The organism is Simiduia litorea, assembly GCF_042853465.1.
GTDB classification, from domain to species: domain Bacteria; phylum Pseudomonadota; class Gammaproteobacteria; order Pseudomonadales; family Cellvibrionaceae; genus Simiduia; species Simiduia litorea.
In genome coordinates, this window is sequence record NZ_AP031497.1 from 397,021 (window position 1) to 409,629 (window position 12,609).

Sequence of the window (12,609 nt, forward strand, 5' to 3'; positions counted from 1 at the left end):
CAGCATGTTAACGACGTTACTTAAGGGCAAGCTGCACATGGCCAGCGTGACAATGGCGGAGCTTTGGTATGATGGCTCCTGCGCCATCGATCAAAACTTGGTGGAATTGGCCGGTCTGAAAGAGTTTGAACAAATCGATATTTACAATGTCAGCAACGGCGAGCGTTTCACCACCTATGTCATTTTGGCTGAGCGCGGATCGGGCACCATTTCGATGAATGGTGCCGCCGCTCGTCGCGTACAAAAAGGCGATCGCGTGATCATTGCTGCTTATGGCCAATTTGCAGAGGCAGAGGCCGCCGAGCATAAACCTAAGCTGGTTTATTTGAATGCTGACAATAGCGTTGAACGCTCAACCAACACCATTCCCGTGCAAGTTGCGTAATTTTTCCCGTATCTAGGTTAGGGCTTCTGATAAACCCCAAAGTAAACGTGGGGTTTATCGCTCGCTTGCCCCTCCCTTACCCGCGTTGGCACTTGGTGTTGCACCGGTGCAAGACGCTTTAAGTAGTGCGCGATAGCGCGTGCATCTTGATCTGACAATTGCGCATAAGCTGCCCAAGGCATTACCGCGGACTGACGTATGCCGTGGCGATCCTCTCCCGCTCTAAGCATCAATACGATGTCTGTTTCCGACCAATTACCTAAACCTGTGGTTGGGTCCGGTGTTAAGTTGGGCGGAAAGACGATGCCAGGTTTAGCGCTCTTCAATGGGTTGCTCGTGGCAATGCCCGTGTTCGAGCCGGCCAATAAAAATTTGGAATTCGCGTTTCCTGTTAATGCGCCGTCCGTGTGACAGGTGCCGCAACCGAGTAGTGTTACCAAGTAAGCGCCTTGTATGCTCAGCTCGGTGGCTTGAGTTATTGGCGTTGGTGCAGTTTGAGCGGTATCTGGGTGCCGTTCGATAAACATCGACTGTGATGCTTGGTGCGTGCAGCCGGCGAGAGAAAAGAGTGTGGTCGACAGGATTACCCAATTAAGTTTCATAAGAAAACGCCTCTTGTTTCTTTCAATGTACCAAGCTTTTGCTTGCTCTGTATTGATATGGCGCAAGCATTGATTTAGGGCGTGGTAATAATCTGCGCTATTTTTTGCTCTAATACATCGTAAGTGAAAGGTTTGGTTACATAGGCGCAAATACCCGAAGATAAAATTTCTTCTATGCGTTTTTCGTTGCTGTAACCGCTGGATATGATGGCTTTAATTTTGGGATTTACTTGCTTCATCGCTTCGAATAATTGCTGCCCGTTCATTTCTGGCATCAACATATCGAGCACGACGAGATCGAAATCTCGCCAGTGATCTCGATAGTAGCTAAGCGCTTCCATTGGGCTGCTGAAGGTATAGACCTGGTGACCGTGTAAGCTAAAGAGCTGTTCGGAATAGGTGAGAACCATGGCTTCATCATCCACAATGAGCATGGTAATTTTGGGTGCAGTGGCTCTCGTGGTCGCGGGCTTGCTCGACGCCAGCGGTGGCTCACCGAGTGGCAACAGAATCTCGAAGAGGCTCCCCTTGTCCGGTGTACTAATGCAGCTAATGGCACCGCGGTGTAAGTGCATTGTGCCGTAGCTGGTCGCCAAACCCATGCCCATGCCTGCGCCGCTGCTAACGCCCTTAGTGGTGAAAAAGGGCTCGAAAATATGGGACATAACATCTTCATCCATACCGTTGCCCGTGTCTTCAATGCGCAAACGCAGGTATTCGCCGTTTGGCACTTTGAATTCACCCACTTGAATTTGCGTGTTCAGTGTGACGTTTTCGGTTTGGATGGTGAGGGTGCCGCCCTTAGGCATCGCATCGCGAGCGTTGAGGCAGAGGTTAAGTAAGGCATTTTTTATTTGCGTTGCCTCGCCTAAAAAATACGGAGTGTGGGCGTCTAAGCGGGTGTTTAGGTCGATATTGCGCGGGAAGGTGTGCTTAATAATGGAGGTGGTGTCGGCCACTAGGTCGTGTAAATTACACTGCTTGAATTGATAGGAGCCCTTGCGCGCAAAGGTCATGAGTTGCTGGGTAAGGTTTGCCGCTGAGGTGGCCGTGCTAATAATTCGCCTGGCCTGCTGACCGACCTCATGTTGTGACGCTATCTTTTCGATAATCTCTGCGTAGCCGATGATACCGTGAATTAAATTGTTAAAATCGTGTGAGATACCGCCAGCGAGCTGCCCGATGGCTTGCATTTTTTGCGCTTGCCGCAGCTCCTCTTCTAATAGCCGTTGTTTGGTAATGTCCGAGCCAATGCTGAGGGCGCCAATAGGCTCGCCTGACTCGTCGAGTAGAATTTTATTGGTCCAGTTTATCCAGACTCTTTCGCCGTTTCTTTTAACATTTTCGTTAATGTTGAAGGCGTATTTTTCTGGATGCTGACAGATATCATCCATCAGGGGCCTAAGATCTCGTCCCGTGGTTTCGCCCTCGGGCACAATGGTATCCATGACATGTTTACCGATAATCTCATCGGCGCTATAACCGAAAAACTTCTGCGCATATTCATTGAAGAAGGTGATGATGCCATCGCGATTCCAGCGCAGAATGATCGCATTGGCATTCTCCACTAACTCTCTGTAGCGCTCTTCGCTGGCTTTAAGTTGGCTATAGAGTTGGGCTGATTCCCGGCTCATGGTCACCTCTCCCTAGGTAGTGCCTACGTATAGTAGCAGCATGGTCTGGCCAGCGTTAAGTGTCAAAACCTGTCAGTAAGTGATTTCTACGTCGTTGATTAATAAAAACTTTTGCCTTCCTTCGCAGCCCTCCTGGCGCATCAGTACAATTTTATGTGTACTTTATACTGGATATTGTATACAGTTTTGTTGTCGCTTCTGATAGGCGACATCTCATCGGTTAACAATAAGAAAGAGGACTCATCATGCCTAGCGGCCAAAACAACGTCTGGGGTTGGCGTCAATCCGCCCTTGCGCTCGCCATTGCTTCAACACTTGCCATAAGCCCAACCTTTGCTGCGGAAACTAGCAACGGTTCGCTCAAGGGCGTCGTCACCAATAGCAGCGGCGTTGCTGTCAGTAACGCCAGTATCCTTGTGCGCCATAAAGATAAGGGCTTTACGCGCACCATGAATACCAATAGTCAGGGCCAATATCTCCTGCGTAACTTGCCCGTGGGTGAATACGAACTCGTGGTTAGCAAAGATGGTTTCAGCGACGTATCGGCAAGCTCGGTGGCGATTCAGGTAGGCCGGTCGGCCATATACGACGGTCAGTTGATTGCCGTTGGCGTCGATATGGAGACCATTGAGGTGCTCGGCACAATGAAGCGGTTAGTGGATACCGGATCTTCAACGGCCGGTATTGTGGTGACTCAAGACCAGCTTAAATCTATGCCGGTAGCAAATGGCTTCGAGGCTATGGCCGTGCTCGCGCCTGGGGTGAGTTCGTCAAGTCAATTTGGCGCGTCGAGTTTTGGCGGGGCCTCGTCTGCAGAAAATATTTATTATCTAAATGGTTTGAATGTCAGCACTATTCGCAAGGGCATAGGTTCGATTCCATTGCCTTGGGAAGCCATTTCACAAACCGAAATCAAAACCGGTGCCATCAATCCTGAATTTGGTGGTGCACTTGGGGGTGTAGTGAATGCTGTGTCAAAGTCTGGCGGTAATGACTTTGAGTTTGGCGGCTCCTACAAAATTGATCCGAACGCTGGCCGTACCTACCATAAGTCGGTATTCGATAGCGATGGTGACTACGCCATTAATAACGATCAAAGTGAGCTGACCTTTCAGGAAGTTAATCTGTGGGCCAGCGGTTCCATTATTGAAGACAAAATGTTTTTCTATGGTTTATACAACCCTAGAAAAACGGATGATCAGTGGGCCAGTGGTAGTAGCTTCTATGACCGCACGGCACAAGAGGATCGATGGTTGGTCAGTCTCGACTACCAAATAACCGAAAACCACCGGGTCGATGTCACGGCGATTAATTATGGTCGCGAGGGTGATTACAATACGAGCCCCTATTCACCCGATGAAAATAGCGTAGGTGCTGTCACAAGTAATGCCAAATTTGAAACCGGGGGCGAAGTGTATGGTGCACATTATAGTGGCCAGATAACCGATGCCTTCTCGGTGGATGTGGTTGCAGGTAGAACAATCGAATCTGTGTTTGATCGGTCAAACAGCAGTCTGCCGGGGGTATGGGATTGTCGAAACGGGAGTTGTGTGGCCTACAGTAACCATTCTAATTCGAGTATTGCTGAAGAAGAATATATTCGAGATCAAATAAAAATAGATTTGCGCTACGATTTAGATAACCACTCATTGCAGTTCGGTATCGATAACACCCGTTTAGATGTGGATTATCTATCTACGCAAAACGGCGCAGGCGACGCGCGCGGTTGGTGGAGTATCAAGCGTGCCGGTGCAGACGATATTTCAACCGCGCCTGAGGGTGCGACCATTGTTGAGCGTCGTATTCGAGATCGCGGCACCAGCTCAACCGTATCGAGTAACGCATTCTATGTGCAGGACTCTTGGCAGATAGGTGAAAATTGGTTGTTGAACTTAGGTGCTCGCTACGAGCAGTTTGAAAACGCGGTAACCGGTGGCGAGAAGTATGTCGATACCAACGGTTGGTCGCCGCGGGTGCAAGCCGTTTGGGATGTGTATGGCGATGGTGATACCAAAGCGTTCGCTTCATTCGGTCGCTACTACCAGCCGGTGTCTGCAAATATGAACATTACGCAAGGCTCCTATTCTCGTGAGGTATTCGATTACTACGCGCCCGATCAACTGGATGCTGATGGACGTCCCATACTAGAAGCGGATGGATCGCCGTCGCATGGTGCAGCTTATCGCGATACCTATGTGCGCCAGGCGGGTATTGTAGAGCCTGCGCTGATTGCCAGTGGTAGCTTAAAAGGGATGTATAACGATGAGTTCACGCTAGGCTTTGAAACCGTGGTGATGGACAACATGGTCGTCGGTGTGCGCGGTGTCTATCGCGACTTAAAACGGTCGATTGAAGATACGGATATCAAACCCGTACTGGCCAAATACCTTGCCGACAATGGCATCGAAGATAATGTTGGCCAAGGTTCTTACTATGTTCTACATAATCCAGGTGAAGCTACCAATATCAGTTATGACTTCAACCAAGATGGTGTGATTGAAGCGGCGGAAAATGTTGTGCTGAGTGCTGCCGATTTGCAATTGCCAAAAGCAGAGCGCAAATATTTGGCATTGGAAACAACCTTCCGTGGTCAGATCTTAGACAACGTATATCTGGATGCGTCTTACGTGTTATCCCATAGTTACGGTAATACGGAAGGATTGGTGCGAACGGATAATGGTCAAGCAGATCCAGGTTGGACTACCTCGTACGATTACGGCGACTTAATGGATCATGGCAAAGGCGACCTGCCTAATGACCATCGTCATGCTTTCAAAGTGGCGGGTTTCTATGACATCACCCATGACTTAACCCTTGGTTTGGTGTCATCGCTAACCTCTGGTGCACCGAAGAACTATTTCTCTATGCATCCGGCGGGCGTGGATAGCTGCGCGCCTGGCAGCGCCTGGGAAGCTTGTGTGTCTAGGGAGTATGGTGCCGCATCGTTTTACGATGAAAACGGTAATCCCGCTCCTCGCGGATCTGCAGGGCGCTTAGATTGGTTACTAAACGTTGATATGTCCTTGGCTTACAATCTAGATTTAAGCGTAGGGAGAGTGAACTTAAAAGGCACGGTTTACAATTTGTTCAACGCATCGACAGCAACCGCTGTTAATGAAGAGCGCACGATTAACACGAGCTCCGGTCTGGCGGTAAATCCAAACTATGGATTGACCTCCGTTCAGCAGGCTCCACGTTATGTATCACTGGAAGCTCGCTACGAGTTTTAAGGTGAAAAGTATGTAAGCCGGCCCGGGTTCCGGCCGGCTTACATTTTGCTCTTCCTTCCTCATTGATCCCAGAATGGTGTATCAACTTGATGTGCGCAGCCGCCAACTCCTTTAGCTGTGCACTTTTTTGTATCAGCCTTTGCATCGTTATCGCGCAGAAAAATCTACTTTACAAACGTTAATTTTCGTCGCATATTAAAAGCAACAGTAAGACGCAAGCTGAAATGACTTAAACCGGATGTTCGTGCGAGAGAGATCTAGCAGAAAATTTGGGTTTGATCGCGAGGCGTTCTTGCCGCTCCTTTGGCCAAGCGCCTCCTGTGTGAAACTCTTCACGCAATTGTCATCTTCGCTCTGCATACTGGTACTTCATAAATTACTTTAAGTCTTCGGCTAAAGTAATAATTATTCAATGATGTTTACTAAAGGGGGGGTGCACTTTCTTGTTGTAAGGGCGTTGATAGCAAGCCTCACTCTTGGTTGCTCAGCGTTTAGAAATCCAGCGTTACACAGTTTATGCAGCTAGGGAATTCGGCGGCAGAAAGATTGTTTCAGCATTGGCCGGCCCTGTTACTTGAAACCAATGGAGTCTTACCTCATGGCGAAAAGATCGCAAGCGCGACGCAAAAACTACGACGAACAATATTCAGATAAAAAACAAAAGAAAGGTAGCCGCAACGGCCGCAAGCATCAAACCAGCCATCACAGTAATATCGTCGAGCTTAATGCTCACTACAATACAACCGACACTGCCTACTCAACCCAACGCTCCAATCAACCGCTCAAAGCCCGAACCCCTGCCCAGCAAACTTACATCAACGCCATCAAAAATAACGCGCTAACCTTTGGCATTGGCCCCGCCGGTACTGGCAAGAGTTATTGTGCTGGTGCTTTGGCTGCACAGGCTTTGGAATCTGGTGAGGTGGAGCGTATTATTATTACACGCCCCGCCGTTGAGGCCGGTGAAAATCTAGGCTTCCTGCCGGGTGGTTTGGATGAAAAATTTGCAGTGTATATCGATGCCTTCCGCGATATTCTCAACGAGCGTTTAGGGTCCGGCACCGTAGACTACTGCTTGCGGCACGGCCGTATTGTGGCGGCGCCCTTGGCGTTTATGCGCGGTAAAACATTTGATGAAAAAACATTTGTTATCTTGGATGAAGCGCAAAACACCAGCCTTGCGCAAATGAAAATGTTTTTAACCCGCATTGGTGAACGCTGTAAGGTGGTTATTAATGGCGATATCAAACAAAGCGATATTCGCGGTAAAAGCGGCTTGGCCGATGCGGTCAATCGCTTGCAAGGTGTTAATAACGTGTTTGTTCACGAGTTCGAGCGCGCCGATATTGTACGCAGTGGTTTAGTGCGGGAAATAATCGAGCTCTATGAGCCTGATGAGGCGGAGGTAGAGGTATAGCAGAGGCTATTTTTTTGGCTCTTAGGTGAGCGAAAAAATCAGTAATAGAAAATAAAAAGGGGAAGTCAGGCTTCCCCTTTTTATTTCGTGCATTGGTTAATCGTGCGAGGTTGCGCCAATTTTATGGATGGCGAGATCAGCGCCATTAAATTCATCTTCTTCGCTAAGGCGAATACCAGAGACAAGGTCTACCACTTTGTACACTAGGTAGCCGCCGGCGAGCGCGATAAAGATGCCGAGCAGCGTGCCCACGAGTTGAGACAAAAAGCTAACGCCGCCCAAGCCACTGAAGGCTTCGAGCCCGAAGATTCCCGCGGCAATACCGCCCCAGGCGCCGCACACGCCGTGCAGAGGCCAAACACCTAATACATCGTCAACCGTGTGCCAGCGGTTCTGGATGAAGGTAAACAGCAATACGAAAATACCGCCGGCCACGGCGCCGGTCAGCAGCGCGCCGATGGGATGCATTAAATCCGAGCCGGCGCAGATAGCAACAAGGCCGGCGAGTGGGCCGTTGTGAATAAAACCAGGGTCTTTTTTGCCCACAATCATCGCAACCAACGTACCACCGACCATTGCCATTAAGCTGTTCACGGCCACCAAGCCACTGATGCCCTCCAAGGTTTGTGCCGACATCACGTTAAAGCCAAACCAGCCGATGCATAAAATCCAAGCGCCAAGGGCTAGAAAAGGAATGTTTGAGGGAGCGAACGCGACTACATTTCCGTTGCGCACGCGGCCGTTGCGCGTACCTAAAATGATGATGGCGGCCAAGGCAATCCAACCACCCACGGCGTGCACCACAACACTGCCGGCGAAATCGTGGAAGGGGTTGCCGAATTGTTGCGTTAACCAATCTTGCACGCCGTAATTACCGCCCCAGATCATGCCCTCAAACAACGGGTAGACGAGGCCCACCACGCAGGCTGCTGCTATTAACATGGGGTAGAATTTGGCGCGCTCGGCGACGCCACCGGAGATGATGGCGGGAATCGCGGCAGCGAAGGTTAACAGGAAAAAGAATTTTACCAATTCGTAGCCATTATTTTGCGCAAGCGCCGTGGCTGAGGCAAAAAAGTGCGTGTCGTAGGCGACGTAATAGCCCACGAAAAAGTAAACCAGTGCCGAAACACCAAAATCCGTTAGAATTTTTACCAAGGCATTAACTTGGTTTTTCTGCCGTACCGTGCCCACCTCTAAAAAAGCGAAGCCCGCGTGCATGGCAAATACCATGATGGCACCGAGTAAAATAAAATAGGTGTTGGCGCTAGACACCAAGGTCTCTACGGCGCTATTAAGTGACTCCATTTGCATCTCCTGCGGTCTAAATTGGTGCAGTTTTTATTATTGGCACAGTATTGGTGCTCTTATGGTGTTGCTGAAACTGCGTAGTTATATTTTATGCTGTTGATTTTTAAGTGCTTTCTTTCTCGAATAACCTATGCGCATGGAATACAGCAAAATCAGTGCCAGTGCGCACCAAATTGGCGCACTTGCGGTTTGCTTCTACCCTTACTAACGCTTGAGACCTAAACCCCTATGGACTACGTTCCCGATTCGCAATTGGGCCATGAAGACCATCGCCCAGCAGCGAAGCGGCGATCGATCTCTGTGGTCATCCAGAACTTTGCGGCGCCAGCTAATGTTGGCGCTGTGTTTCGCAGTGCCGATGCCTTTGGTGTTACGCGTGTCTATTTATGTGGTGCCACTGTGGCTCCGCCTAATACCAAATTGCGCAGGCTCTCGCGCGCCGCGGAAAAGTATGTGCCCTATGAGGTGGTGGCCGATGCGGTGGCTGTCGTGAAGCAGCTAAAAGCCGAGGGCATGCAAATTATTAGCTTAGAGATTACAGCTAACAGCGTGCCGCTGGCTGACGTGCCCGTTGGCGATCAGCCGCTGTGTTTAATTTTAGGCACCGAAGATGAGGGTGTGGCGCCGGCATTGCTGGCGTTGTCTGATTGGGTGGTACACATCCCGATGTGTGGTCACAACTCATCGCTTAACGTCGGCAGTGCCTGTGCCGTGGCGCTGTACGAATTGGCGTATAAAGCGAGCTAGCACTGGGCGCGCAGCGCGAGCTGTGGCACACTCGAGCGGCACGTCAATTTTACAACAAAGGAGTGATGTTTTATGGCTAGCTTAGCTGTGATAGACCCTATCGATGTACCCATTGGTGGTATAGCCACACTGCAACTGCAATTAGTGCCGCCTTTTAAAAATGCAGACCCAGGGCGCCCAGACAATTGGAGCATTTTGAATGAGGCGGGCGAGGTGGTTGACCCCAACAGCCTGCAAATTGTATTTAACGCAGACTCTTGCCCCTACCAGCGTATGCGCGAGCGAGCGTTGATTATGGTTACGCTCACGACGGCGGGGTCTAACAAAAATGATCGCTTCAAGTTTTTTGGGAATGGGCTTGAGTATGCCGAAGATAAAGAAGATGTGAATGACGATGTAACAACCGATTTGACCAAAGATGGCCAGACCTTGGTGTTCACTATTCAGAATCAAGGCGGCACAGAATCGACGGTTGATTTTGGCTTTTTAGTGTCGCGCAAAAATCTTCAAACCGGCGAGTTAAGTATTTTTGAGGGGCCTGATCCGATAATTATCATTCGTCGACCGCAATAATAGCATTGCTTGTATTTAAGCAGGGGTTTTGTCTACTTTGAGTGAAAATGTTTTTGTAATCAGTGTGTGTGCAAAGATTTTTGAACCAAGGTAGACTAAACCACGCGTTAGTAAGTCCTGCTGCTTGAAGCCTTTTTAGTACATGTATTGCGCTTTCAAGCTGGTTCTTTTTTGTAAAATATATGAGTTGCGTGTATAAAACTTCAATATTCTCTGCATCTATAGTTAGGGCTTGAGTGATTAGCTGTTCGGCTATGTCCAAGTTACCTAGATGTAAATTAGCTCTAGCTTCTAGCGATAGAGATATTACATCTCCGTCCCGCCTAATGTTTTTTATTGTCTCTGTCAGCAATGACTCGGCTTTAACACTATTTCCCTGTATCAAATGAATTTCTGCCAGATTTAAAATGGCTGAAGGATTGTGTGGTGTTTGTTGATAAGACTTTTCCTGAAATTTTAACGCATTAGCTGTTTCACCTTTTAATATGTAAAGAACAGCTAAATTGTTTAGTTCTGTACTATCTTCTTGTATCGATAGTATCTTTAAATATGTGGCCTCCGCTTCGTCAAGGTGTCCCTGGCTCATCGTGATGCCTGCTAGAAAGCTGAGTGCCGATAAACTGTTTGGATTTATTGAAATTAGTTCTCTCAGAGTGGAAATTGATGCGTCTAATTTTCCCAAGGCATATTGGCTGTAGGCGAGAGAGTAGAGGTTGTATGTTGACTTTTGAGTTGTTATTAGCGTTTTTAGTGCGATCTCTGCTGCTGAAAAGTCATTTTTCTTTAGCAAAAGTGAGGCTTTTAGATGGGCATGTTTTTCTAAGTTCCCATGTCTCTTTATCCAGTCGATCTCTCTGTTTGCGCTTGAGAAATCGCCGAAATAAATGTAGATGAGTGCTTGTAATTCGGAAAAAGTATTTATATCAATGTCGTGCTTATTCTGAGTAAGTAAGTCAGAAGCTGCTTTTAAATATTTCCCGCTATTGGCAATTTGAAAGTGTTCTGCTGCTGCATCAATTAAAAGTCTATAAATTGGAATAAAGCGTGGGTGCAGCGCTTGTTGCTGGATAAGTTGCTCCATTTCTTGATCAGAGAGTGTTCCATGAGATTTGAACTTTTCAAGCAGTATCAAGTAACTTGAATAACTTTCGCTATCTATTGATTCGTTTATGTCGTTAGTGTGGTTGAGTAACTTCTGAGATTGTTGCCATGTAGTGTGAAAAATGTCGATACTGGAGTCTGTATATACTGGCCAGGTTGCTTTTTTTCTCACTTTCCAGTCTGGGGCTTGTAGTAGCTCTAAAGTGATATTGCATTGAGAGCTTTTGCAGGTTACTTCAGATCGAATGATATCTGTGGCGCCAGTAACCTGGCCGATTTTTTCAGGCGAGTCTGAATCTTGCCACTCATAGCGGTCAACCAGTTGCGTATAGGTGTCACTAAGGGCCGCTTCTTGAATGGTATTATTTAAAGATGTTAGCAAGAGGTTTACTGCTTCTTCATTTTGACTGCTAGACTGCAATAAATTTGGCGTAAGCACGGCTATATATCTAGGCTTTATGCCAAGTGATTGTGCAGTCCAGAGAGAGATAACCACAATTAAAAGAAAAACCGCTCCAGCAGCTACCGCTATGCTGACAAGCTGCGATTTTTTACTATCGGTTTCCACCAATACCGTTTCAACTCTTTTAATCGATAAGGGCTTAAACGCCGCTGCCATTTGGCTGGCTTTGGGGCGGCTGTTGGCTTTTTTGTGCAAACTTCGTTCGATGATCTCTGCGACCTCTTGGCCGCGTTCATCGCTTTCTACGTTGAATCTAAAAGGCGCAGGAGCTCGGTACAGAATGCTGTGCAGCAGCGTATCCGTGTCACTGGTGTCGCCAAAGGGATGATGCCCGCACATTAAGCTATAGGCCAATATGCCAAAGGAAAATACATCGCTCGCGGTGGTTAAATCTTCGCCCAGAGCTTGTTCTGGCGACAGTGAACCAGGGCTGCCAACAAATTCGCCGGGCAGGACTTGGCTGTCGTGAATGTTGGTGTGCTTGGGTTGGGCTTGGTGCCGAGCGATGCCGAAATCCATGATCTTCACGGCACCGTCCGAGGCAATCATGATGTTTTCGGGTTTCAGGTCTCGGTGGATAATGCCTTTAGCGTGCGCGCAGGCTAAGCCCTCCGCAATTTGCTTGAGCCAATCTAGCCGCTGCTTGAAATCTATTGCATCAGAATGCAGCTCGTCACTGTTCAGTAAGTCCAGCAGTGTGCGGCCGCACACATATTCCATCACTAAAGCGGGAACACCGTGCCAATCGATAAGGTCGTAAATTTGTACAATATTGGTGTGGTTAATTTGGGCTAGGAGTTTGGCTTCTTCTTGTACCGCTTCTACCCAGTGTTCGTTGGCGCGGTTTTGTCGAATGCATTTGATCGCAACTTTGCGGTTTAAGCGTTTGTCGTGCGCTAAATACACTACGCCCATGCCACCTTTTCCAAGAATGGATTCGACCTCGTAATTGGCGGCATTGTTTAGTGGAATTGGGTTCATGCGTGGTGTCAAATTGGGTTATTTTTATTATCCCTATGTCGTCTTGGCCCACTTCCTTGTGCTGCCAAAAAGTATGGCAGCCGGAGCAAATGCTAACTTACTGCGCTAGGCCTTGGGTTGCAACGTCAAACTTGCAACCTCCTGTCATTTAGACCATTGGCTAAT

At 48.3% G+C, this 12,609-nt stretch carries 9 protein-coding genes; 5 read left to right on the top strand and 4 right to left on the bottom strand.

The window, feature by feature from the left end:
• The first annotated feature begins 4 nt into the window (after window positions 1-4).
• Window positions 5-385, top strand: a complete 381-nt coding sequence (gene panD / locus ACGHTT_RS01730) for an aspartate 1-decarboxylase (RefSeq protein ID WP_390593143.1) — start codon at window positions 5-7, stop codon at window positions 383-385.
• Window positions 386-402: 17 nt separating this feature from the next.
• Here panD and ACGHTT_RS01735 read toward each other — a convergent pair whose 3' ends face one another.
• Entirely contained in the window at window positions 403-987 is a 585-nt protein-coding gene (locus ACGHTT_RS01735) for a c-type cytochrome (protein WP_390593144.1), read from the bottom strand.
• 74 nt (window positions 988-1,061) lie between these two features.
• Window positions 1,062-2,621, bottom strand: a complete 1,560-nt coding sequence (locus tag ACGHTT_RS01740; protein WP_390593146.1) for a PAS domain S-box protein — start codon at window positions 2,619-2,621, stop codon at window positions 1,062-1,064.
• Window positions 2,622-2,866: 245 nt separating this feature from the next.
• Between ACGHTT_RS01740 and ACGHTT_RS01745 the strand changes: the two genes are divergently transcribed.
• Window positions 2,867-5,851 (top strand): TonB-dependent receptor domain-containing protein, encoded by a 2,985-nt coding sequence (locus ACGHTT_RS01745; RefSeq protein WP_390593147.1) that lies wholly within the window; start codon window positions 2,867-2,869, stop codon window positions 5,849-5,851.
• Between the two features lie 598 nt (window positions 5,852-6,449).
• Window positions 6,450-7,268: a PhoH family protein gene (locus tag ACGHTT_RS01750; RefSeq protein WP_390593149.1), complete on the top strand. Its 819-nt coding sequence runs from the start codon at window positions 6,450-6,452 to the stop codon at window positions 7,266-7,268.
• A gap of 96 nt (window positions 7,269-7,364) precedes the next feature.
• Here the strand turns inward: ACGHTT_RS01750 and ACGHTT_RS01755 are convergent, their stop codons facing one another.
• Window positions 7,365-8,576, bottom strand: coding sequence for an ammonium transporter (locus ACGHTT_RS01755; RefSeq protein WP_390593150.1), 1,212 nt, complete (start codon window positions 8,574-8,576; stop codon window positions 7,365-7,367).
• 231 nt (window positions 8,577-8,807) lie between these two features.
• On the opposite strand from ACGHTT_RS01755, the gene ACGHTT_RS01760 reads away from it, so the two are divergent.
• Both ACGHTT_RS01760 and ACGHTT_RS01765 read left to right on the top strand, forming a co-directional pair.
• Window positions 8,808-9,326 (top strand): TrmH family RNA methyltransferase, encoded by a 519-nt coding sequence (locus ACGHTT_RS01760; RefSeq protein ID WP_390593151.1) that lies wholly within the window; start codon window positions 8,808-8,810, stop codon window positions 9,324-9,326.
• Between the two features lie 72 nt (window positions 9,327-9,398).
• Window positions 9,399-9,899 (top strand): DP-EP family protein, encoded by a 501-nt coding sequence (locus ACGHTT_RS01765; RefSeq protein ID WP_390593152.1) that lies wholly within the window; start codon window positions 9,399-9,401, stop codon window positions 9,897-9,899.
• On the opposite strand, the gene ACGHTT_RS01770 is transcribed toward ACGHTT_RS01765, so the two are convergent.
• Complete coding sequence (locus ACGHTT_RS01770; RefSeq protein WP_390593153.1) at window positions 9,880-12,444, bottom strand: protein kinase domain-containing protein; 2,565 nt, start codon at window positions 12,442-12,444, stop codon at window positions 9,880-9,882. The genes ACGHTT_RS01765 and ACGHTT_RS01770 overlap by 20 nt on opposite strands.
• Between the last annotated feature and the right edge of the window lie 165 nt (window positions 12,445-12,609).